23 protein-coding genes are annotated in these 26,784 nt (G+C 55.3%); 12 read left to right on the top strand and 11 right to left on the bottom strand.

Annotated elements, in window-relative coordinates:
* Positions 1-71 precede the first annotated feature (71 nt).
* Positions 72-1,439, top strand: coding sequence for an L-serine ammonia-lyase (locus tag PUV47_RS16770; RefSeq protein ID WP_274219740.1), 1,368 nt, complete (start codon positions 72-74; stop codon positions 1,437-1,439).
* Between the two features lie 47 nt (positions 1,440-1,486).
* Here the strand turns inward: PUV47_RS16770 and PUV47_RS16765 are convergent, their stop codons facing one another.
* On the bottom strand, positions 1,487-2,500 hold the full coding sequence (locus PUV47_RS16765) for a LacI family DNA-binding transcriptional regulator (RefSeq protein WP_274219739.1): 1,014 nt from the start codon (positions 2,498-2,500) through the stop codon (positions 1,487-1,489).
* A gap of 280 nt (positions 2,501-2,780) precedes the next feature.
* On the opposite strand from PUV47_RS16765, the gene PUV47_RS16760 reads away from it, so the two are divergent.
* The 9 genes from PUV47_RS16760 (at position 2,781) to PUV47_RS16720 (ending at position 13,607) form a co-directional block, all read left to right on the top strand.
* Positions 2,781-3,731 (top strand): extracellular solute-binding protein, encoded by a 951-nt coding sequence (locus PUV47_RS16760; protein WP_274219738.1) that lies wholly within the window; start codon positions 2,781-2,783, stop codon positions 3,729-3,731.
* A 91-nt stretch (positions 3,732-3,822) separates the two neighbouring features.
* A complete protein-coding gene (locus PUV47_RS16755; RefSeq protein ID WP_274219737.1) occupies positions 3,823-5,817 on the top strand; it encodes an ABC transporter permease in 1,995 nt (664 codons plus the stop codon).
* Positions 5,814-6,908 (top strand): ABC transporter ATP-binding protein, encoded by a 1,095-nt coding sequence (locus PUV47_RS16750; RefSeq protein ID WP_274219736.1) that lies wholly within the window; start codon positions 5,814-5,816, stop codon positions 6,906-6,908. The genes PUV47_RS16755 and PUV47_RS16750 overlap by 4 nt, the downstream gene beginning before the upstream one ends.
* The gene (locus tag PUV47_RS16745; protein WP_274219735.1) at positions 6,905-7,705 is read left to right on the top strand and encodes an inositol monophosphatase family protein; all 801 of its coding nucleotides are present in this window, start codon (positions 6,905-6,907) and stop codon (positions 7,703-7,705) included. Before PUV47_RS16750 ends, PUV47_RS16745 begins: the two co-directional genes overlap by 4 nt.
* Positions 7,706-8,124: 419 nt before the next feature.
* On the top strand, positions 8,125-9,735 hold the full coding sequence (locus tag PUV47_RS16740; protein ID WP_274219734.1) for a peptide ABC transporter substrate-binding protein: 1,611 nt from the start codon (positions 8,125-8,127) through the stop codon (positions 9,733-9,735).
* Positions 9,736-9,796: 61 nt separating this feature from the next.
* Positions 9,797-10,720, top strand: coding sequence for an oligopeptide ABC transporter permease OppB (gene oppB, locus PUV47_RS16735; protein WP_274219733.1), 924 nt, complete (start codon positions 9,797-9,799; stop codon positions 10,718-10,720).
* Positions 10,721-10,724: 4 nt separating this feature from the next.
* Positions 10,725-11,651: an ABC transporter permease subunit gene (locus tag PUV47_RS16730; RefSeq protein ID WP_274219732.1), complete on the top strand. Its 927-nt coding sequence runs from the start codon at positions 10,725-10,727 to the stop codon at positions 11,649-11,651.
* 1 nt (position 11,652) lies between these two features.
* On the top strand, positions 11,653-12,624 hold the full coding sequence (locus tag PUV47_RS16725) for an oligopeptide/dipeptide ABC transporter ATP-binding protein (RefSeq protein WP_274219731.1): 972 nt from the start codon (positions 11,653-11,655) through the stop codon (positions 12,622-12,624).
* A complete protein-coding gene (locus PUV47_RS16720; RefSeq protein WP_274219730.1) occupies positions 12,621-13,607 on the top strand; it encodes an oligopeptide/dipeptide ABC transporter ATP-binding protein in 987 nt (328 codons plus the stop codon). Before PUV47_RS16725 ends, PUV47_RS16720 begins: the two co-directional genes overlap by 4 nt.
* 176 nt (positions 13,608-13,783) lie before the next feature.
* Here the strand turns inward: PUV47_RS16720 and PUV47_RS16715 are convergent, their stop codons facing one another.
* From PUV47_RS16715 to PUV47_RS16670, 10 genes are all read right to left on the bottom strand, one after another.
* Positions 13,784-14,068 carry a DUF6916 family protein gene (locus PUV47_RS16715; RefSeq protein ID WP_274219729.1) on the bottom strand — a complete coding sequence of 95 codons (285 nt, stop codon included), beginning with the start codon at positions 14,066-14,068 and terminating at the stop codon, positions 13,784-13,786.
* Positions 14,069-14,151: 83 nt separating this feature from the next.
* Positions 14,152-14,736, bottom strand: coding sequence for a GNAT family N-acetyltransferase (locus PUV47_RS16710; protein ID WP_274219728.1), 585 nt, complete (start codon positions 14,734-14,736; stop codon positions 14,152-14,154).
* Between the two features lie 35 nt (positions 14,737-14,771).
* A complete protein-coding gene (locus tag PUV47_RS16705; RefSeq protein ID WP_274219727.1) occupies positions 14,772-15,311 on the bottom strand; it encodes a phage tail protein in 540 nt (179 codons plus the stop codon).
* 73 nt (positions 15,312-15,384) lie between these two features.
* The gene (locus tag PUV47_RS16700) at positions 15,385-15,945 is read right to left on the bottom strand and encodes a phage tail protein (RefSeq protein WP_274219726.1); all 561 of its coding nucleotides are present in this window, start codon (positions 15,943-15,945) and stop codon (positions 15,385-15,387) included.
* A 46-nt stretch (positions 15,946-15,991) separates the two neighbouring features.
* Positions 15,992-16,537: a phage tail protein gene (locus PUV47_RS16695; protein ID WP_274219725.1), complete on the bottom strand. Its 546-nt coding sequence runs from the start codon at positions 16,535-16,537 to the stop codon at positions 15,992-15,994.
* A gap of 311 nt (positions 16,538-16,848) precedes the next feature.
* Positions 16,849-18,120 carry a cytochrome P450 gene (locus tag PUV47_RS16690; RefSeq protein WP_274219724.1) on the bottom strand — a complete coding sequence of 424 codons (1,272 nt, stop codon included), beginning with the start codon at positions 18,118-18,120 and terminating at the stop codon, positions 16,849-16,851.
* On the bottom strand, positions 18,117-19,310 hold the full coding sequence (locus tag PUV47_RS16685; protein ID WP_274219723.1) for a radical SAM protein: 1,194 nt from the start codon (positions 19,308-19,310) through the stop codon (positions 18,117-18,119). The genes PUV47_RS16690 and PUV47_RS16685 overlap by 4 nt, the downstream gene beginning before the upstream one ends.
* 13 nt (positions 19,311-19,323) lie before the next feature.
* Positions 19,324-20,829, bottom strand: a complete 1,506-nt coding sequence (locus tag PUV47_RS16680; RefSeq protein WP_274219722.1) for a hypothetical protein — start codon at positions 20,827-20,829, stop codon at positions 19,324-19,326.
* Entirely contained in the window at positions 20,822-22,834 is a 2,013-nt protein-coding gene (locus tag PUV47_RS16675; protein ID WP_274219721.1) for a carbamoyltransferase C-terminal domain-containing protein, read from the bottom strand. The genes PUV47_RS16680 and PUV47_RS16675 overlap by 8 nt, the downstream gene beginning before the upstream one ends.
* 302 nt (positions 22,835-23,136) lie before the next feature.
* Positions 23,137-24,486, bottom strand: a complete 1,350-nt coding sequence (locus PUV47_RS16670; protein ID WP_274219720.1) for a class I SAM-dependent methyltransferase — start codon at positions 24,484-24,486, stop codon at positions 23,137-23,139.
* Between the two features lie 125 nt (positions 24,487-24,611).
* Here PUV47_RS16670 and PUV47_RS16665 point away from each other — a divergent pair, with 125 nt between their 5' ends.
* On the top strand, positions 24,612-25,817 hold the full coding sequence (locus PUV47_RS16665; protein WP_274219719.1) for an NAD-dependent epimerase/dehydratase family protein: 1,206 nt from the start codon (positions 24,612-24,614) through the stop codon (positions 25,815-25,817).
* The gene (locus PUV47_RS16660; RefSeq protein ID WP_274219718.1) at positions 25,732-26,784 is read left to right on the top strand and encodes an NAD-dependent epimerase/dehydratase family protein; all 1,053 of its coding nucleotides are present in this window, start codon (positions 25,732-25,734) and stop codon (positions 26,782-26,784) included. The genes PUV47_RS16665 and PUV47_RS16660 overlap by 86 nt, the downstream gene beginning before the upstream one ends.

Genomic DNA, 26,784 nt, shown 5'->3' with positions numbered 1-26,784 from the left:
TCACAATTGTGACGCCTACAGAAACCGGTGCCCACCTGCACCGGTTTCTTTTTTAAAAGGATCATAGCCCCATGTTCAGTACCCTGGATATTTTCAAAGTGGGCGTAGGCCCGTCCAGCTCCCACACCATCGGCCCAATGAAGGCTGCCAAACAGTTTGTCGACACGCTGCGGGCAACCAACAAACTGCGCGAAGTCACCCGCATCACCGTAGACATCTACGGGTCCTTGTCCTTGACCGGCAAGGGGCACCAAACTGACATCGCCATCATCATGGGCCTTGCTGGCAACTCTCCGGAATCCGTCGACATTTCGACCATTCCAGCTTTCATCAAGCAGGTTGAAGAAACCGGCCAGCTGCCTGCGGGCATGAACAGCCACATGGTTGCGTTCCCTACGGACGCCATCACGTTTCATGAGCCCGCATTGGCACTCCATGAAAACGGCATGAAGCTGCATGCTTTTGCGGAGGACGAGCTGGTCCTGACCAAGACTTACTACTCCATTGGCGGCGGCTTTATCGTCGACGAAGAAAACTTTGGCCGCGCCGCCTGTGAAGAGCGCGAGGTTCCTCATCCCTTCGCTGATGCGGAAGAACTGCTTAACCAGTGCAAGCAATCCGGCATGAGCATCTCAGCACTCATTCTGGAAAACGAGAAAGCGTTCCGCACTGAAGAAGAGATCAACGAGCATCTGAATTATGTCTGGTCCGTCATGAGCGGCGCGATCGACAACGGCATGAAAACAGAAGGCATTCTCGCCGGACCGCTTCGCGTGCCACGCCGTGCAGCAGCGCTGCATCGCCAGCTCACCGCGTCAGCTCGCTCCAATACCGACCCCATGGCGGTCGTAGATTGGATCAACCTGTTTGCCCTTGCAGTTTCAGAAGAAAATGCAGCAGGCGGCCGCGTTGTAACTGCGCCGACCAATGGCGCTGCGGGCATCTTGCCAGCAGTTCTGGCCTACTTCGACAAGTTCGTGGAACCGATCTCTGCCGAACACTACACCCAGTATTTCCTGGCAGCAGGCGCAATCGGCGCGCTTTATCGGATGAACGCGTCCATCTCGGGCGCAGAAGTCGGATGTCAGGGCGAGGTGGGGGTTGCCTGCTCTATGGCAGCGGCTGGCCTTGCGGAACTGATGGGCGCAAGCCCGGCGCAGGTCTGCATCGCGGCAGAAATAGGCATGGAACACAACCTGGGCCTCACCTGTGATCCTGTTGCTGGGCAAGTGCAAGTCCCATGCATCGAGCGTAATGCCATTGCAGCGGTCAAGGCAGTCAACTCGGCCCGCATGGCGCTGCGCCGCAATTCGGACCCGGTGGTATCGCTGGATAAGGTTATTGCCACGATGTATCAAACCGGCAAAGACATGTGTCCGAAATACCGGGAAACATCTCAAGGCGGCTTGGCTGTCAAGGTGCTCCAAAACGCGAGCTAACGCGTCAGATATGAGAGCATTCCATGGCCTTTCCGGCCATGGAATGCCTAGGCAAACTCGGCTTTCGTACGCGGCACGAACCGCGTCGGAACCATCTTACTCAACCTTTGGTCACCAGCGCCTTCCTTGCGCTCCGTCAAGATCTCCAAAATCGCATTGATGATGTCTGCATCGCGCTGCTGGATGGACGGCAAGGCATAGGTCGGCCACGACGACTGCGGAATGTCGTCAAAACCAACCACATAAAGGTCCTCAGGCACCCGCAGGCCATACTTGAAGCGGGCCGTATCCATAACGCCCATGGCCATCAGATCGTTTGCGCAAAAAATCGCATCCGGCAAAGGGCCGCGCTGATACAGCCGCTCAAATGCCGCCGTGCCGCTGTCGTAGAAGAAATCCCCGACCTCGCTATCCAGCAGCCGAAGGTCGCTGCGCGCCAAAGCCTCAAGCAGCGCCATCTTTCGTGAGGAATAAGCGGATGTCGTCTGCCGCCCGGCGATGAACCACAGCGTCTTTCGTCCCGTGGATTCCAGATGGGCGACCATTTCGCCAATGCCCTTCACCTCATCCAACCGGACCGCATCCACCTCATCGTCTCGCGAGTAATTTTCGTTGAGCATGATGGGCGGCGCATAAGGGCAGTGAGGGATCACATGTCGCGCTTCAATGGAATCGGCAGAGACAACCGCAGTCAAAAGGGGAAACCGCAGAAACTGAGAGAGCGTCTCAGCGCCACTGTCATCGTTGCGCACAGACAGCATCAACGGCGTCATGCCAGCATTGAACAACGCCCGGCTGAGGTTTTGAACAAAGAACACCTCCCGAAAGTCCGGCGCATCGCCATTTATCAGCGCCACAATGTCGCTTGTCTGCCGCGCAAGGCTCGATGCCAATCCGTTTGGGCGATAGCCCAATTGCTCAGATGCAGCAAACACCTTGGCGCGCGTTTCTGCAGAAACCCGCCCATTCCCTGAGAAGCTGCGCGACACTGCCGAGCGCGAAACTCCGGCCAATTCGGCCACTTTTTTTGCGTTCACCTTTTGCATAGCGACAATATGCACATGCGTGCACCAAAAGACAATATCACGCCGCACACGCGCATGTGCGCAACCGCGTGCGCACGGCCTGATTCTATTATTTATACCCAAGGCAGAGTCCCGCTAAAGCCCAGATTTTTCGATATGTTTCCAACTGTCATAAAGGTTTCATGGGCTATGGGGCATTAACCCGTCGTGACTGAGCGGGAGTGAAACCGCTTGCTCCGGGCGAAGATACCACCAAGGTGCGCACGCCTGTGCACTAGAACCACCGAACCTAACTTTGCAGCGTAGGAATCGACACATGAAAACTCTGGGAATTACCGCCGCTATTGGCGCGCTACTGATGACAACTGCTGCCTCTGCCAGCAATCTCACGGTCTACTCCGCCCATGGCGACGAGATTTTCGGCCCTCTCGTATCCGCATTCGAAGAAAAGCACCCTGAAATCGACGTAGAAGTGATCGTTGGCGACACCGGCGCTCTGTTCCAGCGCGTTCAGGCGGAAGCCGCAAACCCAGCTGCGGACATCCAGTGGGGCGGGGCCATTCAGAGCTTCGAAGCTTTCGCTGAGCTCTATGAAGCTTACGATTCCCAAGAAGCCGCTGCGCTTCGCCTGCGCGATCCGAACAACAAGTGGTTCCCATTCTCACTTTTCGCCCAGCCTCTTCTGGTAAACACCGATCTGGTGGCTGAAGGCGACTATCCAACCACCGTCAAGGAAGTTCTGGACCCACGCTGGAATGACACACGTGGCTTGGTTCTGGCTGACCCGAACCACTCCGGCACTGGCGTGTCCATCGTGTCTGGCCTGGCTTCCGGCCTTGGCTGGGAGTTCATGACCGACGTCATCAAAACCGCACGTGCAACACCGGGCTCTACGCCAATGTTTGAGGCCGTACGTGATGGCGAAGCAGCGATTGGCTGGATCAATGAAGATCTGGGTGCCAAGTGGGAAGCAGAAGGCCTGCCAGTGAAGATGGTTTACCCAACCGACGGTGTGACCGTTCAGGTTGATGGTCTGGCCATCATCGCGAATGCACCAAATGCCGACAATGCCAAAACCTTCATCGACTTCATCCTGTCAAAAGAAGGTCAGACACTGTCCACCGCGCTTGTGAACCGTCGTTCTGTTCGCACCGATGTGACGCCGCCAGAAGGCCTGCCTGCTCTGGATGCTCTGAAGCTCTTCCCAGCCGAAGAACCTGCAGACGTGATCAAAGCAAAGTTCACGGCCATCCTCGAAGCCAAGTAAGCAGAGCTTCCCCCAAACTTGAACTCAATTATTGCGGGCATCCCACCGGGTGCCCGCATTCAACGGTACATTGCCTACCGGACCAGGAACTATGAGAAACAGCTGGAAAATATTCTCCCTATTCTGCCTAGCCGGGGCCATTCTATTGGTCGCTGTGCCGCAGATATGGATCGTTGTCTCGGCCTTCCGCCAAGATGGCGGTGCCTTCACGATCCAGCTTCGCCAAGGCGAAATGATGCTTGTCTCAGAAGACGTACAACGCTTCATTCCGCGCACTGATGGACAAGAAGACATTACCCTGGAGCGGCCGGATGGCTTTGCCGCCTCCGTTTCCAACAAGGGCGACAACCGCATCGTTTTCAAAACCAGCGAGCCCCTGACGATTGACCCGAGCTCTGCAGGCAGCAGGCTGGTGCTCAACTCAGACAATGCTTCATTTGTGGTTGAACAGACCGTGCCCATGTCGATCTTCGGCACGCCCACTGCTCCCGTATTTGAAGCCCGCCCCGTTGATGGTGCCGTTGAGATCACGCACGCAGCCCGCAGTTTCATTCGCTTTCACGATCGCGCACTCAGCTTCAGCTTTGGCAACTTCAAGGAGTTTCTGTCGCGCAGTGTGTATCTGGAAGCCATCAAGAACAGCCTCATCGTAACGATCGCCTCAACGGTTCTTGCCAGCATCGTGGCCGTTCCGCTCGCCTGGCTGGTCGCACGGTACTCGTTCTACGGCCGCTCCATGCTGATTGCGCTGATCACCATGGCATCCATATCGCCGCCCTTCCTTGGCGCGTATGTCTGGCGCATGTTACTGGGTTCAAATGGACTGCTCACCGCCGCGCTCGGCCTGGACTGGACCATTGTCGGCCTCCACGGCGTGATCTGGGTCATCATCTGGCTGATTTATCCGCTGATCTTCCTGATGAGCCTCGACAGCTTCAGCAGCATTGATCCCACGTTGCGAGAGAGTGCCCTCAACTTGGGCGCAACTCGGCGGCGCGCCTTCTTCAACGTGGAAATTCCCACCAGCTTGCCGGGCGTCTTGACGGGCCTGTACATGGCGGCCATGGCGGCATTCTCAGACTTCGGGACCCCCTTCATCATTTCGCTGGATCTGGTGATCCTTCCCAAGCTGGTTTACACGCAGTTCCTCAACGAGACTGGCGGTAACGTATCCATCGCCTCCACCGGCTCCATCATCATGCTCATCATTGCGATGATGTTCCTCGCCATGCAACGTGTCGTGCTTGCAGGACGCAGCTTTGCGTCCGTCACCTCCCGCAAGTCCGAACTCGACCGTCCGGGAACGGCACTCAAGTGGCTGATCTATGGCTTTGGCGCCATCGTCATTGGCTTTGCCTTCACCCCACACGTCTTTGTGGCCATCACATCCTTCCTTGAGTGGCGCGCAGGCACGGTCACAACCGTCATGACCCTTGCAAACTACAGCACCCTGTTCACAGAGCAGCTGAATGCGGTCTGGGTCAGTCTGTCGACGGCTTTTGCCGCCACCATGCTCTGCATGGTCTTCGGTCTGTCCATCGCTTATGTGATTGTTCGCAAGCGTTTCCGCATCATTGGTCCGGCATTGAACGGCCTGGTGATGACGCCCTACATCATTCCGGGCACGGTTTTCGCGATTGGCTTCATCCTAGCGTTCAACCAAGGCCCGATCGTTCTGACCGGCACATGGTTCATTCTTGTGCTGAGCTATTTCGTCAGAATGCTGCCGTTCTCGCTCAAGACCAGTGAAGCTGCGCTCTATCAAATCCACCCCGCAGTGGAAGACGCGGCCATGAGCCTTGGCGCAACGCCTGTGCGGGTTTTCCTTGGCATCGTAGTGCCAATGATGCTCAGCGGTGCCATTACCGGCCTCACACTGGTGTTCCTGCATTCGGCAACGGAACTCAGCTCCACCATCTTGCTCTACCGCCCACCCTGGACCCCCATGTCGGCGGTGATCTTCCAAAACACCATCTCCCCTGGCGCTAACTTCGGATATGCCGCCGCCATGTCGGTGCTGATGATGGTGATCCTTTACGTGCCTCTGGCCTACATCACATGCTCACGAAAGAAGACCTTGGTATGACACGGAAGCAAAACCCGTCATCAAATGGCCTGAGCGTTTCTCTGGAAGCGCTGGAGATCTGCTTCGGCAAGTTTCAGGCACTTCACGCCACCGATCTGAACATTCGCGATGGCGAGTTCTTCACACTGCTCGGCCCATCCGGCTGCGGCAAGACAACCTTGCTGCGATGCCTTGCAGGCTTCATCAAGCCCAAGAGAGGGCGCATTCTTTTCGACGATAAGGATGTGAGCCAAATCGAGCCATGGGATCGCGGCATTGGCTTTGTATTCCAGAACTACGCCCTGTGGCCCACCAAGACCATCGCGCGCAATGTCGCCTACGGTCTGGAAATGCGCAAAGAGGACAAGGCGACCATCGAGCGCAAGGTGCGTGAAACGCTCGAGCTTGTGGAACTGGAGCACGCTGCGGACAAGTACCCCGGCGAGCTTTCCGGTGGCATGCAGCAGCGCGCGGCGCTGGCCCGAGCCGTTATCATCGATCCGCCGCTGCTCCTGTTTGACGAACCACTTTCGAACCTTGATGCAAAGCTGCGCGTCAAACTGCGCCGTGACATTCGCGCCTTGCAGTCACGACTTGGCCTGACCGCCGTCTACGTGACCCATGATCAGGAAGAAGCCCTTGATATCTCCGATCGGATCGCGGTGATGCACCAGGGCCGGGTCGCTCAGATTGGCACCCCGCGCGAAATCTACGAGACACCGGTCAGCACCCGCGTTGCTGACTTCGTTGGCAAAGCAACGTTCTTGCGCGGGCACGCCGTCTCAGCTGATGCATTTCAGCTCGACAGTGGTGCCATCATCCAAGGCGCTATGACGTTCCAAACCAGCCCCGCCAACGGGCGCGTGCTGTTCTCGCGCCCAGAAACAATCTCGATTGTAGCGCCGGGTGAGGGCGACATCGATGGCGTGGTCCACGAGGTGTCTTACCTAGGCAACCTCACCCGCTATGTGGTGACCACCGGGTGCGGCCAGAACATTCTGGTCGAAGCGCGCTGCGTTGCACAGCAGGGCGACCGGGTCGGGATACGTTTCTCGGAAATGAAAGTGTTCGACGACCTACCGGACACAAAGATGCAGGAAGAAGACCTATGAGTTCCGATTACACAAAGCTTCTTGAGCTGATGGAGCACACAGCGCGCCGTGCTGGCAAGGAAGCATTGCACTATTTCCGTCATGAAGGCGCACTGTCGGTTGCCTTCAAAGGGCAGGCAGACTTTATCTGTCAGGCGGACGGCGAAGCGGAAAAGCTTATCCGCGAGACCCTCCAGCACGCCTATCCGGATATCGCGTTTGAAGGCGAGGAGTATGGCTGCCACGGCCCAAGTGACGCGGAACTGCGCTGGGTCGTGGATCCGATCGATGGCACCACAAACTACATCAGCGGCCTGAACTTCGCCGTTTCCATCGCACTGGTGCGCGGTACGGAGCCACTTGCAGGCGTAATCTATGAGCCGGTCGCCGATGAAATGTTCTCGGCAACAATCGGCGGCGGCGCGACGATGAACGGAGCGCCCATCAAGGTGCGGAAACAGGACGATCCGGCGCGTTTCGTTGTCGGGACGGGTTTGCCGCTCGATTGCCACGCCCATTCTGACGGGGCATATGATCGCCTGCACGAAATTCGCGAGCAGATCGGGGCCATCCGCATTGTTGGCGCTTGCGCTCTGGGCTTTGCCTACGTCGCATCCGGACGCCTCGACGGCTACTTTGAAGGCCCAACCGGCTTTCTGGACTTTGCCGCGGGCGTTGTCATTCTGCGTGAGGCGGGCGGCATTGTGACGGATTTCTGGGGCACGCAAGATTTCCCGGAAAACGTGACAACAACAATCGGCGCCCCAGCGTGTCAGCGTTTCCTGCTGGAAACCACTGTCAAAGCACCCAAGAACTAAAATGCCCATCAAACAGGCTGGTTGCGCTTTCCGTGACCAGCCTGCTCCTGCGGCGCGACCCTCCGCGCGATCCGCAATGATCAGCTTGCACCCACGCGCAGCTTATGCCCTCAGCGCGCCGGCACACTCTCCATCTCCGCAATGCTGCACCCCAAGCCAAGTAAGCGCGCGCAACGATCCACCTCTAGAGCAAAGGTTGTATGTCATAATGCAACAACCAACTTCCAGAGACGACAATAGTTTGCTAAAACGATTCTCACAGAGGGTGTAAAACAATAAGTGAATTTAATTCATTAGAGTATAAATGAGGAGCGCAGGACAATTCTGCTTACTTATTGTCACCTCTGCATATTTTTATAGCTACGTTTGACTGCAAAATAATCAAGGCAGCAAGCGAAAACTACAAAGAGGAGAGGGTCTTGAAAAAGAACTGGCTTATTGCGACTGCATTGAGTGCATTCATTGCTTTTCCGGCACTGGCAGAAACCCGCGTTATCAATGGTGAGGAGCTGGCAGCGGACCAGACATTCATCTACCGCATTCTGGATGATTTCAAGACGCTTGACCCACAGCTCAACTCTGATGTCAGCGGTTCGGAAGTCATGCGTGACCTGTTCGAAGGCCTGATGAACGAAAAGGCTGACGGTAGCCTGGAGCCGGGCGTTGCCGAGAGCTATACAGTCAGCGACGACGGCAAGACCTACACCTTCCATCTGCGGGACGCCCTGTGGTCCGACGGCAAGCCGGTGACAGCGGGTGATTTCGTTTATGCCTGGCAGCGACTGGCGAACCCGGAAACGGCCTCTGAATACGCCTGGTATATGGAGCTGATGGGAATTGAGAACGCCTCTGCCGTTGTCAAGGGCGAAGCTGACCCGTCAGAGCTCGGCGTCAAGGCCATCGACGACAAGACATTTGAAGTCAAGCTGATCAACCCGTTGCCCTACTTCCCAGCAATGACCGTTCACAGCTCCACGTTCCCGTCGCCCCAATGGGCCATCGAAGAGCACGGTCAGAATTGGACCAAGCCCGGCAACATGGTCAGCAACGGCGCCTATGTCCTCACCGAATATGCCCCGGGCGAAAAGCTGGTTCGCGAGCGTAACGTGAACTACTGGAACAATGAGGAAACCATTCTCGACAAGTCGGTTGCCCTCATCATCAACGACGAGGCGCAGGCTTTGACGCGCTACCTTGCAGGCGAGCTGCACAAGACCGAAGTCCCGACAGGTCAGTATCCGCGCCTGAAAGAACAGTATCCCGACCAAGCCACCGCTGTTCCTTACTCCTGTTCCTACTTCTACTGGCTCAACATGAGCGACAAGGGGCCGGAAGCCCTTAAAGATGTTCGGGTGCGCAAGGCGCTTTCCTACGCCGTCAACCGCGACGTTATTGTAGACCGCATCATGCAAGGTGGCCAAACGGCAGCATACAACCTGACCCACACCGCGACGGCCAACTTCACGACGCCAGACATTCCATACGCCTCTTGGACCCAACAGGAGCGTGTTGCCAAAGCCAAGGAACTGCTGGCAGAGGCTGGTTATGGCCCGCAAAATCCTCTTGAGCTCAAGATCTCCTACAACACCAGTGAAGGTCACAAGAAGATCGCCATCGCTGTGAGCCAGTTCTGGAAAGCGATTGGGGTAACGGCTGTTCTCGAAAACACTGAATGGAAAGTGCACACGGAGAACATGCAGGACAAGAACTATGAGGTCGCTCGCTATGCCTGGTGCGGCGACTACAATGAGGCGTCAACCTACCTCGACCTGCTGACTTCATATTCCGGGCACAACAATGCCGGCTTCAACAATGCCGACTACGATGCGCTGATGGCGGAATCCAAGACCATTGCTGACCCAAGCGAGCTTTACACGCAAGCTGAGGCAATTCTGGCAGAAGAGATGCCATTCATCCCGATGTACCACTACACCAACGTGAACATGTTCAAGCCAAACCTGCGTGGTTGGCCGCTTGAGAACGTGATGCGCACCTGGTACTCGCGCGACCTCTATCTCGTGAAAGACTGACCATGAGCAGGGTGCCACGGTTCAAGTGGCACCCCATCCCTTCAGCCAACACGAGAATGCCATGCTAAGTTACATTGCCCGGCGCATCATGATCGCGATCCCAACCCTGTTGGTGTTGATCGTGTTTTCGTTTCTTTTGATGCACCTTGCCCCAGGAAGCCCGTTCACTCAGGAACGCGCCATTCCGCCCGAGATTCTGGCCAACCTTGAGGCCAAGTACGGTCTGGACCAACCGCTCTATGTCCAGTTGCTGCAGTACATCAAGAACGTTGTTTTTCATTTCGATTTCGGGCCATCCTTCGTCTACAAGGACCGGACCGTCAACGAGATCATCGCCAACGGTTTCCCGATCACACTGACCTACGGCGTTCTGTCCTTCGTGGTCGCCGTTGTCGTCGGCGTGACACTTGGGGCCTGCGCCGCCATCTACCAGAACAGCTGGCTCGACTACATCACGGTTGGCATCAGCATTGGGGCGCAAGTCCTGCCAAACTTCGTGATGGCGCCCATTCTGGTGCTGATCTTCACGTTGATGCTGGGGTGGCTGCCCGGTGGCGGTTGGGAGGGCGGACAGTGGCAATATCTCGTCATGCCGGTAATTGCGCTGTCGACCAGCTACATGGCCTCCATTGCCCGCTTGACGCGGTCCTCCATGCTGGAGGTTCTCACCTCGAACCATATCCGCACGGCACGCGCCAAGGGGATGCCAGCTCGCCGCATCATCCTCAACCATGCGCTGAAACCCGCGATGCTTCCAGTCGTGTCCTACCTCGGCCCCACCTTCGTGGCCATGGTCACAGGTTCGGTCGTGATCGACATGTACTTCTCGACCGGCGGGATCGGTCTGGCCTTTGTCAACGCAGCTTTGAACCGTGACTACTCGCTCATGATGGGGGTCACCATTCTGGTTGGCGCTCTCACCATTCTTTTCAGCCTGATCGTCGATCTGCTCTACGCGTGGATCGACCCAAGAATACGGCACTGACACCATGCTGACTGATACAGGTAAGATTGAAGAAATGGCGACCCGCATGGCGGAGCAAGATGTGCGCGGCCGGTCGCCATGGGCGGATGCCCGTCGTCGTTTCTTGCGCAACAAGGCGGCCATGACAGCTCTTGTTGTGCTTGTTCTGGTGGCCTTGTTCGCTGCCTTTGGCGCGCAGTTCACCTCCTTCAACAATGAAGACATTGACTTCATGGTGATTGGACAGGTGGCGGAACTGGGTTACCCCTCGCTGGCATCCGGCCATTACTTCGGCACGGATGACCTGGGCAGAGACCTTTACGCCCGAACAGTGCAGGGCACCCAGATCTCCCTCATGGTGGGCATTCTGGGCGCAGGCGTTGCAGTCGTTGTTGGCACGCTCTACGGCGCGATCTCCGGCTATGTGGGCGGCGCTCTCGACAATTTCATGATGCGCATTGTCGATGTGCTCATGGCCATTCCCTACATGTTCGTGCTGATCATCATGCTAACGGCCTTCGGCCGCTCCATTTCCTTGCTGTTCATCGGCATTGGCCTTTTGTCATGGCTGGACATGTCGCGCATCGTGCGCGGACAAACCTTGTCCCTCAAACACAAGGAGTTCATCGAGGCCGCGCGCGCCAGTGGGGTCTCAAGCGCGAAGATCATTTTGCGCCACATCGTCCCGAACCTGCTTGGCGTTGTGGTGGTCTATGCCACCCTTCTGATCCCCTCCATGATCATGGCGGAGAGTTTCATTTCCTTCCTCGGGCTGGGAGTTCAGGAACCGGATACCTCTTGGGGCGCGCTGATCTCTGAAGGCGCCCGCACCATGAAGTTTGGCACCTTGTGGCAACTGGCCTTTCCATTGTTCTTCTTCGTCGTCACCATCTTCGCCTTCTATTTTGTCGGAGATGGTCTGCGCGATGCACTAGACCCGAAGGATCGATAGAATGCCCATGTTCGAGATCAACAATCTGAGTGTGGCCTTCAACACCGATGAGGGAACTGTCAACGCCGTCAGCGACCTCAGTCTGTCCATCGACAAGGGCCGGTCTCTTGCAATCGTTGGCGAAAGCGGGTCCGGCAAAAGTCAGACGGCATTTGCCGCACTCGGGCTCTTGGCACGCAACGGCAAGGCAACAGGCTCCGTGCGGTTTGACGGCGCCGAGCTGCTGAACGCCCCATTGAAGACCCTGAACCAAGTGCGCTCAACGGGCATATCGATGGTGTTTCAAGACCCCATGACGTCGCTCAATCCGTTCATGCGGGTGAGCGATCAGATGGCTGAAGTCCTGATCCACCACAAGGGCCTTTCCAAGAAGGACGCTCTGCGCCAATCCGTTGAGATGCTGGACGCGGTGCACATTCCAGATGCCAAGGCGCGGTTGCACTACTACCCGCATGAGTTCTCCGGTGGAATGCGCCAGCGCGTCATGATCGCCATGTCATTGCTGTGCAAGCCCAAGCTGCTGATCGCAGATGAGCCAACAACTGCCTTGGACGTTACCGTGCAGGCACAGATCATGGACTTGTTTGGCGAGCTGCGCCGCGAGTTCGGCATGGCGGTGATCCTGATCACCCATGATCTGGGCGTTGTCGCTGGTTTCTGCGATGAAGTGCTGGTCATGTATGGCGGCCGGGTGATGGAGCAGGGCCCTGTTGACGCCATGTTTGACAGTCCGTCCCACCCGTACACCCGCGGTCTGTTGCAGGCCATCCCGCGCGTCGACCAGCTCTCCCCAACCCTGAAGACCATCCCAGGCAGCCCGCCCAACTTGCTCAGCCAACCGGCGGGATGCCCTTTCGCCCCGCGCTGCAGCGAAGTTCAGCCGCTCTGCGAAACCACACGGCCTGCTCTGGAGGCTTTTGCTGAAGGTCGACTGCGGGCCTGTACACGCCCAGTTCTGGAGCTTGCCTCATGACCCCGCTTCTTGATGTAGAGAACCTGCGCGTTACTTTCTCCGCAGGCCGAGAAAACGCGCTGCCTTGGTCGCCTCAACGGGTTGTGAAAGCGGTCAATGGGGTGTCCTTCACGCTGCGCCCCGGAGAAACCCTCGGCATTGTGGGCGAGTCCGGTTGCGGCAAGAGCACGCTGGCCCGCGCGTTAATCCAGATGGTTGAAGCAGAAGGCAGTGTCACCTTCGATGGCACGACAGATCTTTTGTCTCTCAGCCCCAAACGGATGCAGCCCTACCGCTCTCAAATCCAGATGATCTTTCAAGATCCACTGGCCTCGCTTAATCCGCGCATGACCGTTGGCGAAATCATCGCAGAGCCGCTGAAGACCCATCAGCCGCACCTGTCAGCTGCGGAGGTAAAGGCACGGGTGCGCGCCATGATGGAGCGGGTCAGCCTGCTGCCAAACCAGATCAACCGCTACCCCCATGAGTTCTCCGGCGGTCAGTGCCAGCGCATCGGCATCGCACGGGCGCTGATTGTGGAGCCGAAGCTCTTGATTTGTGATGAGCCGGTCTCCGCGCTGGATGTGTCCATTCAGGCGCAAGTGGTCAATCTCCTCAAGGACATCCAGCAGGAGATGGGCCTGTCCATGATCTTCATCGCCCATGACTTGTCCGTGGTCCAACACATTTCAGATCGGGTGATGGTGCTTTACCTTGGCAAGGTGATGGAAATCGCCAATCGCGCGGCACTCTACTCTGCGCCGCGCCATCCTTACACCAAGGCACTGATCTCGGCCGTTCCGATCCCGGATCCTGCAATCGAACGGGCCAAGAAGCACATGCTGCTCGAAGGGGATCTGCCAAGTCCGCTCAATCCACCATCCGGTTGCGTTTTCCGCACCAGATGCCCCATTGCTCAGGATGCTTGTGCCCAATCCGCCCCGGCTCTAGCCAGCGCGGAGAATGACGCGGACCACTTCACGGCCTGCCACTTTCCGGGCTAGGACTGGGTCGTGCCGCGCTCAACAATCAGGCGCGGCCTTTGAAGGGTTAGATCCATCAGAGCGAAGCGGCCAACGCTCCCTGAGCTTTAACCGGCGAGGGTCGGATGAAACGAAAAGCTGGCGGCACACAGATGCCGCCAGCTTTGTTTTCAGGTCTCGATCTCCAATGAGATCAATCAGCTAAACACCACCTGAAGGTTCGGTGTTTTATTGCTCCCCATCACTTTGGAGATGAAGACGGAATGCGCTCCGATGGTATCGTGAGAGATCGCCAGCGTGTCGTGGTCACCGACAAAATTATCCGGGCATTCAAAGATCAACGAGAACTGCTCGCGGAACTCGGAAGGCGTATCAGGCCCCAGAGAGACGGAGGTGAGCTTGGCTTTGTAATGCCCGATTGCAAACTCCTCGCCAACCAAACCAGTAAAGTCAGTGTGTTCCAAATCCTTGATGGCTTTCATAACTACCTCCATTTGATGATGCATACACGCCTCAGCCCAAGTGCTTTCACGGTGCCAAGGCATTTTCAGAGAAGTCACCGCGGTCAGGCTGCACCCGACCCCGCGTTTTCGTGCTGCAGACGCCGGATGGTTACGTCCGGCGGCACAAAGTGCCCACTGGCAAACTGCTCATAGCTTGGGTGAAACCACCGCATCAGCGTGTGCCGTTGGTTCGAACTCACCGGCTCAAACCCAAGCCGCCAGTAGAACCGATAGGCCGCTGCGTTTAGGCAGTGCACATGCAAGGTCACGGGCAAACGCATACGTGCAGCAGTTGCACAAATCCCATGCATGATAATCGAACCGATCCCGCGCCCCCGGTAGTGTGGCAGCAAGGCGATGTCCAGAACCCGGAACTCACCCTCCCGCTCATCCAGATAGAGCCGGCCGATCGGCGTCCCGCACAGCAAAATGATCCCATACTTTGCAACAGTGTAGCTGTTGAAATAGACCTCATGATGGGCGTTATACTGCTGCGCCAGCACCTTGTGGTAGTTCTCCTCGTCCCCTGCATTGAGAAGGGGCGCGAACTCCCAATGCCGTTCCGCGGCGTGCACACGCTTCAAGAACGGCTCATCTGCGGCTCCGGCTGGCCTGATCCTCACATCATGGGGGCTCACTGCGGTCATCACATACCTCCACTCTGGGTGAAAAACGGGAGAAGCTACGCTCTTGAGGGGTACACCCCTTTGAGCGAGATCTCGTAGTTCATGCAGGTGAACGGGTCCATGATCGAGAAAGGGATGCCCGATCCGCTTTTTATCGTTCGGCTGCCGCTATTGCCGAGCGTGACCTCACTCCCGTCGGGCACCGCAAAACCATCGCCAACCAAACCGCCGACTTGCGGGACCGAGAGAATGGTCATGTCTGATGGCACTTCACTCCCAACCAAGGTGGAAGCTGCGAACCGCACATTGTCATGCGTGTGCGGTGGCAGGTTGTTGACATCAAGGGTCTGCGTCTCGTTGCCTGACCGTAGGCCCCATGGATAAAGCCCGTTGGTGTCCCGATGAACAGCAACGCGGCCCCGCATTTCCGGCAGGCCAAATGACGTGCGTCCATTTCCACCAAAAGTTGTACCAAGCAACGAAAAGAGCGCATTGTACTGACTGATTGAGAGTATCTGTCCGTCACAATAGGCCCAGTCCTGGACAGCAAAGACGAGCGGAAAGATCGAAATCTGCGACATAAATGGCTGTGACATTTCATGCCTCCATTTTAGAAACACCCGTCAAGGTGTTTTCAATTTTAGATACAAACGCAAAGTGTCGAGGCGTTTAGGGGCGCGGTGGATACGTCCCAAGCAAAGCCATTTGGTAGCTAACCACCTGAAATGGCGACATAGTCGAAATGGGTGAACTGGCACCTTCGGTACTGGTGGCCGGAGAGCCATAGGAAGACAAGTCTGTCAGATTGGAGGCAGATGCATACCAGTCCGCGATTACCGGGGTACCGCCAAATGAGCCTTCCGGTATCGCAGTGACAAAGCCCGGAGCGGGATCACGGGAAGCGCCAGAACTCGGCTTGGCTTTTTGGGCAATGAGGTGGTCATGAGAGGGCATCTCAAGATCGGTGAGCGCCCAGGCTCTGGAGACGTGTTGGTCTCCCAGATTCCGGTTGGACAGGCCCGGACCGGTACCTGAGTGCAACACCGTCCGGCCTGCCAGGTTCGGCACGCCCATGGACACACGGCCATCGCCGCCATAGATATCCATGATGAGGGAGAACAGCGCTTGGTTCTGTCCAACCGACAGCAACTGACCTTGACATTGGGTCCAGCCCTCAATGGTGAACCCGAGGCCAAACGCCGAAATCTGGGAGATAAATGGCTCCGCCATGACTTACTCCTTAAAACTTGTTTAAACGGCAGGTGAACACAAGCTTCTAATCCCGAGAAGGATAGACGCCTTCCAACGCGATCTCGTAATTCACTGCAAGAAACGGACTGCGCACGGAAAACGGTGTACTTGAACCAACGCTTTCCGTCGGATTTCCTGCACTGAAGGAAGCATCTGGGCTCCCGTCCTCCGAGAAGGAACTGCCAACTACGCTGGACCCCGGGCGAGTCACGGTAGGGTTTGCCATCACAAGGCCTGTTGCGGGCCCGCTGGTGCCCGGGTCATCAGCCACCGTCAGCACTGTGCCTCGGTGGGTATGAGCCGGCATGCTGACCTCAGTAAGCGTCACGGTTTCCGTACCGCCAATGGTGCCACGGTCTTCCCCCGGGTAGCCCAAGCCCGTTGCTATGCGCCCTTTGAGGTTTGGCAACGAAAAGGTGGAGGTTCCGTTGCCTCCATACTTGGTACCCAGCAGAGAATAGAGAGCCGCATACTGAGAAATATTAAGTGTCTGGCCGTCGCAAAACGCCCAGTCCTCAACCGCGAAGTTCAAGCCCCACAGAGATATCTGGGAGATAAAGGGTTGTCCCATTCAGTCCTCACCTAAGGTTCCTTGGTTGACTAGCGATCCAAAAAGAGACGGAAACATAAATCTGCAACTGAGACAGCAAAGTCGCTGGGAGTTGCCGTGCCATTTCTCTTTTTGGTTGCATTAATTTACTTCAAGCAACCTATAGGGGCATAACTCTTGACGCCATTCTCACGTTTCTCTGGGAGGAATGACCTTGAGAAAACATAGCATGGTTATAAATAGCAACGGGGGAGAATGCCGGTGGGTGCCGCGCCCCAGCAGGACCTCAATTTGCCACAAGAGATTTAGGAAAGAACGCCTGGGAGCGGGCCTTAAAGGCCCGCAACTTCAACAAGAAGAGGACGGTCGGGGTAGAGACAAACACCTGTTTCAAGCCCGGGGGCGGGCTCATCGCGATCCGGCAGTTTCAACCGAACCTGCGACATGACCGAGCTGATCACCTGCGAGATTTCCTCTTGAGCAATTGCCGCTCCAAGGCAGCCGTAAGGCCCACCGGAAAAGGGGATAAATGCCCCGCGCGGGGCTTTGGGTCCGGACAAAAAGCGTTCAGGAGAGAACGAATCCGGCGCCTCCCAGTATCTGTGACTGCGATGGAGAGCATATAGCGAGACAATCAAGAGTGCCCCGCGCTCTAGAGGCACGCCATCTATTTCGAAGGGCACCTTCGCGTCACGCATGGCTTCGGGCACAGCTGGAAACAGCCTGAGCGCTTCATTCATGGTCGCAGCGAGAAGGGGGCTCCTTTCCGGCGCTTGCCATGTGCCAAGGCTCTCGCGAAGCTGGTTTTGCCTTTCGGGCAGCGCTGCCATCAGCCAAGCGATCCACGCCAAGGAAATGCCTGTAGACACATGGCCCGAGGCAATCAGTACGCTCGCATTTGCCTCCAGTTCCGCTTGGCTCAGCTTCATTGCCGAATGCCCAGCCGGGTTGGTGATCTGAGAAAACGGGGAGCTGTCCGCGACCTTCTTCCACCGCCCGCTGTCAATGAAATGTCTCGTCAGGCGCTTGACGATTTTGGAGTTGTCGAGAAAATCGGCCCTGCTTGCGCGGGCAATCTCTTGCACTGTTTGCGTAACAACTGGGTCTCGACCTTCATATCTGCCAGGCCCGAAAAGGGTTGCCCAGGCGATTTGCAGCGCCAGATCAGACATTTCCAAGCCGAGATCAATTGTGCCTTTCCGCCGCCAACGCCCCACCGCATCAGCCGTTGCTTCAACGGTGACCTGTGCCAGACACTCCTTCAAAACAGCGCTGAACAAGGGCCGAATGGCACGCCGCTGTTGAGCACTCTGTTCCCCTCGGGTCCCGCTGATGCCTTCGCCGAGCGCCACGCAGGCCAGCTTGCGCTGGACCTCGGATTTCGGAAAGTCATGAGGCCTCACGAACAGGATCTGTTCAGCGGCAGCCGCATCGGCAATCAACGCCACTTGCCGTCCTTTGATGCGCCGAAGCACCATAGGTTCATGAAGAAGCTCCACCGGTCGTGTGTTTGGCCGGAAGCGAATAATCTGTGACAGGTTCTTCCAGTTGATCTCGTCAGCCCGGGCAAAAGACAGGCGAGGGGCCATCGTCGCTCCACTCATTCAAACGCACGTCCAGCAAACTGATCGGCACTTTCGGCAGCAGGCACATGATATGGCTCGGCCGCACCGATGAGGAAAATCCGCCCGAGCACATCCATCGTGTCCAACCACCCCTTAAAGCCTTGCAGGTCCTCAAGGTCTGCAGGGCTGGGCACAAAGCGAGAAGACCAGCCGCCGGAGTACAGGCGGCATTGACTGCAGTCCACATCAGAAGTGCCGCACTTGACCTGCAGCTGTTGTCGGTTGGTGCCGAAGTAACGCATAGGGGCAACCATCCGAGAGCCGCAATTTTCGGCAATACCGGTAGCCGGATCTATCGCATGGGGCGCCTCGCGCGCACTCATGAGCCGGTTATAGCCACGATCGTAGATGACTGTTTCCGGATACCGATCCATGGTCTCCTCGATCACCTGCGCCATGCGGTAAAGGTCTTCAGGCCCCAGCTGCGGGTTGTCTTCCGGCGCACTTACGCGGAAAAACGCCTGGTCATTGCTTTGATGTGACTTGAGTTTCTCCAGATAGCTGTGGGTTGGAGAGTAGATATTGAACGTGAGTGGCAGCCCGTGCTCTCGGCACTGCTGGGCAATCATCGGAATATGATCAATGGTCCAGCGTGACACGGTAAACAGAATGATCGCTCTCGGGTCCCCCGCATAGTTCATCAGGGCCTTGCGGAAAGCACCCGCGCCGCGCATCACGCGATCGGTTTCTTCATCGGCTGCCCAAACCGAGACACCAATGCGGTAGGGCACCTCGGAGGGAATTCTGATCGTGCCGTTGCTGCCGATGTTTCCCCAAGGGAAACACTCGGCGGCCGCCATCAAACGCTTCGGTTCCAAGGCAGGCTCCGCGCCGACGAAATAGGCCATTGAAACACCGCGCCGCTGCTCTTCCTTGAAGAACTGTGCCCATTCTTCATCCTGCGCCCGAATATCGGAAACGTGGGATTGCCCCCCCTCAAAATAATAGCAGCCTTCACATTTCAAATTGCAGCGCGTCGAAATCTCATAGAAGGCAGGACGACGGAAAGCACGCACCACTTTCTTGGCCGCCGCGTAGCGAGGCTCAAGCTGGGGGTGGAGGCTGAGGAAATGCGAGATCCGTTGCGCAACCCACTTTTTGTAGGTCACGCTTCGCAGACTTGCAAAACCACCGGATGCCCGTGCATCCTTGTTTGCGGCGTTTATCATCGATGCCCCGTCTTCAGTCCGAGCCAGGCGAGGACCCCATGGCCCTTGCCCAAAAATCTCTGGTATACGTGTAGTTTCGCGGAGACCTGCGCAGGTGGCGCTCCAGCTTGCTGGCAAAACTCCGCGCCCATTCCATGACCGCAACGTCAGCATCCGGTGATGCAGTGTTCGGCGCAATCTCTTCTATTTCAAGGGCAATGCTCTCGCCCTGCCAATAGGGTTGGCACCAAAATGTGGGAACCCCATGCTTCACAGCTAGGCGCGCGGGCATGTCCCAAAGCCTCAGGGTGCCGTCCAGAAACGCCACTTCTACGGCGGAACCGACCTGACTTCCATCGCAGGCAAGCGCCAGCACGTCATTTTCTTTCAATGCTTTAATGACAGCCCGCAATTCCGCTCTTGGCTTTGCGCCGATGAGTATGGACTTATGCGCTTCTGGCTCCCACGCATTTTCAGGACGTCGTGCCAACATCAAGTTGCCGCGATTGCCGATACGCCTGAAGCGTTCAAACTGCCGCTCAAGATACCAAGAAGCTGCCGCCGTTGGGCCGTTGTGAGACGCGACCAAGAGACAACCCTTCCCTTTGTTGAGCGCCACACGCACCGCGCCAAGGTCCGGCGGCACAAAAAGCCCTTCCATGTGCTCGGCTTCGGCTGGCAAGTCCATGAAGCATTGCATGGAAAGTCTGTTTGCAGCAGCGCCCCACACCATGCCGCGCATAAACTCATCGTCTGGGACACCTGGCGGACACAGAAACTGGCGTATCCTTTTAAAAAAGACGGCATCTTGCTTCTTGGGTTCGGGCGGCGCATTGAGGCGCGCTCGAAAAGCCTCAAGATCCTGTAATTTTTCAGTTTTCTGGCGCGCATGCTCGTGGAGCTCCTGCGCTGCTCTTGCCTGTTCCAGCCGCCCCGTGCCGTGAAGACCATCCAGATAAAAAGAATAGAAAACCCGATCAGCCGGGCTTTCGTGGAACCACTGAGCACGTCTTGTTATGTCACCAGATGAAGGGGAAGTAACCCGCTTCAACAGAATATAAACATGACGCAATGCTGTGTCCGAAGGGTGCTTCTGCAAGGCGCTTTCGATCTTGCCCTCAAGCTCTTCATAGTTCCCAAGCGAGAACAAACTCATGAGCTCCAAACGCAGAGGAACAGGATTTTCTGGCTCCAGTTCCGCGAGTGCCCGAGCGAACTGCAACGCGTCAGAGTGTGCGCCCGCTTGCTTGGAGAGTTGCGCCGCATGGCGAAGGAGGGCCGGTCTGTCGGGCCAGGTCGCCAGTGCCTTCCGCGCTGCTACCAAAGCCTCGGACCATTGCCCCAAGGCGCGCTGTGTACGAATGACCCCAACGACAGCAGGCAGAAAGTGCGGCGCGCTCTCAACAAGTCCAGACCATAAAGCCAGCGCCCTGTTCAGGTCGCCGTCAGCCTCAGCTTTTTGGGCAGCTTCTTTTGCCTCCCGGAGTTTCTGGTTCTGCGCCCGGCGGTCAATCGCCTCACTTCCAGCGTTTCTATCCATCTGTTACCTCCAGACGCGGCGGCTCCGCCCGGCTTAGAGCCTTCGCCTCGCGGGGCGGCGTGTTCGGTGCATCAAAATCCTGCGCCAGATCGACAAACTGGAAGTCCGCACGCTTGGAAAACTGCGCCCTGACACGGCGCAGCAGTTTGCGCAGTCTGGGCAGTTGTTCCGGGTCTTTGTGATCAAGAGCTCTCAAGCGCGGGTTCAGCTGCTTTAAGACCAGCTCTTCCCGGGTCAGCTCCAGCGGATTGGCTGCTCGCTCGGCTTCTGCCCAGTCGATAGGCTGCCGTGGCACAAAGCTCCGGTTGACCCCTTCGGGTGGCGGCGCGGATTGGTATACCTTGAAGTTCGTCAGCTCTAGCCGAAAGCCATCAACATAAACAACGCTGAGTTCCTTTTTCAGCGCAAAGTCGAGCGCCGCTTCCAAGCTGTTCAAAATGGGTTCGCCGCGATCATTCAGCGAGGTATTGCACAGCATCGGCACCCCGGTTTCGCGCGCAAAGGCCTGTATCTCATCGTAGAGCGCCGGATTTGCTGCGCGAGAGAGTGTCTGCGCGCGTGCCGTGCCATCCAGATGGCAGATTGCCGGAACGAGGGCCTGCTGCTCTGGCTTCACTGCAAATGCATGCAGCATGTAAGGTGACGGAAACGCTTCCTCAAACCAAGCGTCGATATGCTCCTCCAGAACGACCGGGGCGACAGGCCGCCACCACTCCCGTTGTTTGATTGAGTTCAACAGATCCTTGGACCGCTCCGTTCTCGGATCAGCCAGCAAAGATCGATTACCCAAGGCGCGCGGCCCAACCTCAGAGCCTTCGCAGATACGCACCACGGGTCCCTTAACAATATCCTCCAAGAACTCAGAGGGGGCATAAGTTGATAGCGCGCGAACGAAAGGGCTGAAGCTTTCAGAAGCCACAACAGCTTCGACTGAGCTCCCCGAACGCCCCCCAACGTAAGGCGACGCAAATTTGAACGCAAAATCCCTGTTTTGTTCAAAAAAACGCATCAACCCCAACCCCATCGAAAGCCCTGAGTCATTGACGCAAGGTGGGGCAATAAATCCCTTGAACCCAAAAGTATTCATGAGATGCGTGTTGGCAGGACAGTTAAGTGCCAAGCCGCCAGCCATGGCAAGATGGCTCGATCGCGGGTCAACTTCATGTTCTTTTAAAATAGATGACACCGTATTTTCAAGCCGCTTCTCAGTACAGGCCTGAATAATCCGCGTCATAACTGCCGCTTTATTTTCCAGAGGGGAGAACCTTCCGTCCATATCCTCTGATTTTTCTTCATCGCAAAGAAAATTGACCTTATCGATCATTCCGTTGAACCAGGCATCGGCTTCAAGAAAATCCGCAACGCCAAAAATGGGCGGCGGCGCCTGCTCTGGCAAAAGATCTGGCCCGCGACAAGCACTTGCTAGTGCCATCAAGCTCCCTTCTTTCAAGCCAAAGTATTGCCGAAGTAACGCCCAGAATGGAGCCGTCGACGGGACAGGGAATACCTTAACACTCCCAGACTTTACTATAGCCCCAGCGTAGAATGGCTTATCCCGGCTATAAAGATCCTCCAGGCTATCTGGCCCGCCATCAACGGCCAGACCCACGATACAACCTCTCTCGAAAACCTCTTTATCCAACATCATCGCGCTAAAGAGGTGGGCCAGACTATGCTGCGAAAAGTCGCCATAGCGGTGCCAGTAGTCGGTGGCGTCCGTGGTGACTCCCGGCGTCCCCCACATTCCCTTGATGTCGGCGGGCTTCAATCCGAGGGGAGCCAGACGCTCCTGCAGAAATTCTCGAAAATGATCTGTGTTGTAAAAGGCTTGCGTGTGATGCTTCTGTCCCGAATAGCGCTCAAGCTCCCACAGCTGGACGAGCTCTATAGCCTGCCCCGCCTTACGCCACAAGCTGATGTTCTGGTCATGCCTGAGAGCGATGCGATGGAGGTACTCAAGCTGCCCAATCTGGCAGTAAGCCGAGATATAGAAGCCATCCTGCAAAACTAATTCCCCCAACAAGCAGACCCGAGTCAGCCGCGCGACCTTTCAGCATTTCACCAAATTTAGATACGCAAGAACTCTTTGTGAAAATAGGTAAAAGTCATAGAAATATTTTTTCACCTCCTGTTTAAAGCAGCACCTCAATAATAATATTCAGTAACTTAAGTACTCAGACTCGAATCCCGTCTTCGATCTAACAGTTCACATTACAGATACAAAGTTTAACTTTCTCAACTTCGCGCGGCCTCAACGCAAAAAAGCTTGAAAAATTCTTTATTCAAGCTTCGATGCTTCCCAGGGTTCTATAGAGTTGCAACGCAGTAAACAGCGTTTGTTTTTAGCTCCTCCGTAGTGAGGTCATCCCTTACCTTAAAGACACCCTCCTGAATTTCAGGTGTAAGGCGCTGCAGAACCACCTTTGGTGAATACTTGTGTTCCCAACTCTCAATTCTAAAGTAATTTTCAGTCAGTTTTTTCAGTTCACCGATGCGTATACGATTGAGACTGGTTTTAATGTAATGATCTTCCGGAATATCATCCATGATCTTGATGTGGTTCCAATCACAGTACTTCAAGTGTTCTGGATTTTCCTCTTCCAATACGTCGGGGTGATGCGGTCGCATATGATGCCCGCTCCATCCGTAATAGTTATGATGCAGAAAGACGATCTTACCTCCAGATACAAGTAATTTTGATATGTCGTCAAATACGCCCTCAATATTCATCAAATGCTCAGTCACATTGTGAAGACAAACAACATCAAACCTTTTTTCACCTATGATATCTCGCGTGGAAACTTGACGCAGTTCGATAGCCGGCACAATCTCCATGATGTCCCTTGCCGACCTCTGAACTGGAACCCATTGCCGCAAGCGTTTGTTTCTCATACGCTTTTCATCCAACTTCATGGCCGGATCTATGCCAGTGTAACTCTTAGCGCCTGCGCAGAGAAAACCGATAGCATAACCCCCAAAACCGCAACCAACATCAAGAACGGTGCGCCCCTTGATAAGGCTTTGGATTTTCCAAGGCCAAGTGCAGTAACCGAATTCCACTGCGTCACCAATGAGTTCTGGAACAAAATTGGTCAACGCGCTCGAAACATCAGGAGCGTTGTGGAAGTACGCAATCGTCGCTTCCAGCAGATCGGCGTCCCACTTTTTTACTGGGCGCATTTTCCTCAAACGCCCTGCTTCTTTTATCCTACGAAAATGTATTAACTTGTTTAGGCCACGAGAACTTAATTTGGAAAGAGTATCTCGCGCCGTCTTTTGGCGATTAAGCCGCTTCAACTCATCTTGCGCACGCAGAGCAGCCTGATGCCCAGGACTTGCTTTCAACGCTATATCCAACTCCTTTTGTGCATTGCCGAGCTCTCCTCGCGCCATAAAGAGCCGAGCCGAAATGGTTCTCATGCCCGGATGCTTCGCATTATGCGCCAAAAACTTAGAACAGTACTCTTCGCAACTGTCCAAGTTGCCGAATTTGGATTCAACCAAGCACAAAAAATAAGAGGCTGGGTGAGAAGGTATTTCCCGTGCAATCGGAGAAAGTATTTTTCTTGCATTCTCGATATCTCCTTCTAATGCAGCTGACTTCCCCTCCTCAAATTTCACAGCAAAACTTACAAAACTGTCATTTATTACACCCATGATGCAAGACCTACCAACTGTATAACCATCAATATTTGAGCTTCCAATTCACATTCTATTAGTAAATGCTTTTGACGAACTACAAAATCTACTATTTTTTTGACTGCGATTTACGGAGTGACCAAATGAAAATTATGGTCTTGGGTGGCGACGGCTTTTGCGGCTGGCCAACTGCGCTACACATGTCCAATCTCGGGCACGACGTGATTATTCTGGACAACCTCTCTCGCAGACGCATTGATGAAGAAATTGGCACCAACTCCTTGACACCGATTTCTGGGGTGGGCGATCGGCTGGATGCATGGTTCGATCGTACCGGTCATGTAATACGGTTTATCGAGTTGGATATCGCCGCTGATTTCGAGGGACTGCTGTCCACGCTCAGGGAAGAACAGCCTGATGCTATTATTCACTTTGCAGAACAACGGGCTGCGCCATATTCGATGAAGTCCGGCCATACGAAGAATTATACCATCCAGAACAATATTTGCGGCACCCACAATGTACTTAACGCAATAGTGGAAACAGGGCTTGATGTGCATTTGGTGCACCTGGGCACGATGGGCGTCTATGGCTACGGCCATGAGGAACCAATTCCGATTCCTGAAGGCTACCTGGAGGTGAAAATTGACACACTCGACGGCAGGCAGGTCTCGGATACAATTATCTATCCTCCAAACCCAGGCTCCATCTATCATATGACTAAGACGATGGACGCTCAGATGTTTCAGTTCTACGCAAAGAATGACAAGCTCCGTATCACAGATTTGCATCAGGGCATCGTATGGGGAACTCAAACGGAACTGACCGAACTGGACGAACGGCTTATTAACCGCTTCGATTATGACGGCGACTACGGAACGGTTCTCAACCGCTTCTTGATGCAAGCAGCTGTCGGGTATCCACTGACGGTGCACGGAACAGGGGGGCAAACTCGAGCTTTCATTCACATCTCTGACACCTGTAAGTGCATAGAGCAGGCACTCTTGCATCCACCGACTGCCGGCGCACGACCTCTTGTGCTTAACCAGATGGCAGAGACCAAAACCCTTTGTGACTTGGCATTGCACATCCAAGAGATGACAGGCTGTAAGATCAGCTATCTAAAAAACCCTCGAAATGAAGCTGAGAAGAACGATCTGGTGGTCCGCAATGATCTGCTGCGGTCCTTCGGGTGGACGCCAACGCTCATTGAAGATGGGCTGCTCAATGAAATTAAAGAGATAACAGAACGCTACAGGTCGCGTGCAGATCACTCGAAAATACCCTGCGTTTCCTACTGGAGCAAAAATAAAGCGGCCCCCAATCTCGAAACAACCATTAGCGGATAGTATCAAATTGTTTAACAGAGTTCTTGTGACAGGCGGCTGCGGCTTTATTGGCTCAAATCTAATTCGAGAACTATGCTCCAAGAAGCTTTGCGAGGACATCATTGTCCTTGACAATGAAGCAACCTCCGACCGTTCGTCGATCTCAGGTCACCCTCACACCTTTATTAAAGGGGATGTGAGAAATCCTGCTGACATCGACAAAGCAATGGACGGTGTGGATGCCGTGGTTCATCTAGCTGCAGACACGAGGGTCATTGATTCAATTGCAGCGCCTCTTTACAACTTTGAGGTCAACGTCCGCGGCACGGTGAATCTTCTTGAGGCAATGCGCGCCCATGGCGTTTCTCGGCTTGTAAACGCTTCGACTGGCGGCGCAATTCTTGGGGAAGCAGTACCGCCTGTACACGAGGAAATGGTTCCAAGACCGGCCTCTGCCTACGGTGCCTCCAAAGCCGCAGCTGAAGCATACTGCTCAGCTTATTCGGAAAGCTATGGCCTCGCTGCAGCCTCGCTGCGCTTTTCCAACGTTTACGGCCCACTTTCCCTACGTAAAGGCAGCGTTATCGCGGCATTCATCAAAAATGCTCTCAAGGGTGAAACCTGTGTTGTTTACGGGGATGGCACACAGACGCGAGATTTTATTTTCGTTGAAGACCTTTGCCAAGGCATTATAAATGCGCTCAAACTCACGAGTAAAGGCGTCTTTCAGCTTGGCAGCGGCAAACCAACTGCAGTCAATGAAGTCATTGACCTGCTTAGAAACGTTACAGGGTTTGGACAGAGGCTTCGAGTAGAGTACCGCGACTTTAGAAAAGGCGAGATCAAACACAATCACACCGATATTTCCAAAGCATCAAAGATGCTTGATTTCGAGCCACAGACTGAATTGATCGACGGCATTAGAGCGACTTGGAGCTATTTCCAAGGCATCGACGGTTCCACCCAGCGTATCGGAGTTGGGGTCTAG

Source organism: Pseudovibrio exalbescens, assembly GCF_028737195.1.
Classification (GTDB): domain Bacteria; phylum Pseudomonadota; class Alphaproteobacteria; order Rhizobiales; family Stappiaceae; genus Pseudovibrio; species Pseudovibrio zosterae.
The sequence above is the reverse complement of the archived record's forward strand: the minus strand, read 5'-3'. Positions and strand labels throughout refer to the sequence as shown.

Coding starts and splice junctions, on each gene's coding strand:
- PUV47_RS16760 (WP_274219738.1), top strand. CDS start 2,781: ATGAAAACTCTGGGAATTACCGCCGCTATTGGCGCGCTACTGATGACA.
- PUV47_RS16710 (WP_274219728.1), bottom strand. CDS start 14,736: ATGACCGCAGTGAGCCCCCATGATGTGAGGATCAGGCCAGCCGGAGCC.
- PUV47_RS16755 (WP_274219737.1), top strand. CDS start 3,823: ATGAGAAACAGCTGGAAAATATTCTCCCTATTCTGCCTAGCCGGGGCC.
- PUV47_RS16670 (WP_274219720.1), bottom strand. CDS start 24,486: ATGGGTGTAATAAATGACAGTTTTGTAAGTTTTGCTGTGAAATTTGAG.
- PUV47_RS16695 (WP_274219725.1), bottom strand. CDS start 16,537: ATGGGACAACCCTTTATCTCCCAGATATCTCTGTGGGGCTTGAACTTC.
- PUV47_RS16705 (WP_274219727.1), bottom strand. CDS start 15,311: ATGTCACAGCCATTTATGTCGCAGATTTCGATCTTTCCGCTCGTCTTT.
- PUV47_RS16685 (WP_274219723.1), bottom strand. CDS start 19,310: ATGATAAACGCCGCAAACAAGGATGCACGGGCATCCGGTGGTTTTGCA.
- PUV47_RS16700 (WP_274219726.1), bottom strand. CDS start 15,945: ATGGCGGAGCCATTTATCTCCCAGATTTCGGCGTTTGGCCTCGGGTTC.
- PUV47_RS16690 (WP_274219724.1), bottom strand. CDS start 18,120: ATGAGTGGAGCGACGATGGCCCCTCGCCTGTCTTTTGCCCGGGCTGAC.
- PUV47_RS16745 (WP_274219735.1), top strand. CDS start 6,905: ATGAGTTCCGATTACACAAAGCTTCTTGAGCTGATGGAGCACACAGCG.
- PUV47_RS16770 (WP_274219740.1), top strand. CDS start 72: ATGTTCAGTACCCTGGATATTTTCAAAGTGGGCGTAGGCCCGTCCAGC.
- PUV47_RS16680 (WP_274219722.1), bottom strand. CDS start 20,829: ATGGATAGAAACGCTGGAAGTGAGGCGATTGACCGCCGGGCGCAGAAC.
- PUV47_RS16730 (WP_274219732.1), top strand. CDS start 10,725: ATGCTGACTGATACAGGTAAGATTGAAGAAATGGCGACCCGCATGGCG.
- PUV47_RS16725 (WP_274219731.1), top strand. CDS start 11,653: ATGCCCATGTTCGAGATCAACAATCTGAGTGTGGCCTTCAACACCGAT.
- PUV47_RS16720 (WP_274219730.1), top strand. CDS start 12,621: ATGACCCCGCTTCTTGATGTAGAGAACCTGCGCGTTACTTTCTCCGCA.
- PUV47_RS16750 (WP_274219736.1), top strand. CDS start 5,814: ATGACACGGAAGCAAAACCCGTCATCAAATGGCCTGAGCGTTTCTCTG.
- PUV47_RS16665 (WP_274219719.1), top strand. CDS start 24,612: ATGAAAATTATGGTCTTGGGTGGCGACGGCTTTTGCGGCTGGCCAACT.
- oppB (WP_274219733.1), top strand. CDS start 9,797: ATGCTAAGTTACATTGCCCGGCGCATCATGATCGCGATCCCAACCCTG.
- PUV47_RS16715 (WP_274219729.1), bottom strand. CDS start 14,068: ATGAAAGCCATCAAGGATTTGGAACACACTGACTTTACTGGTTTGGTT.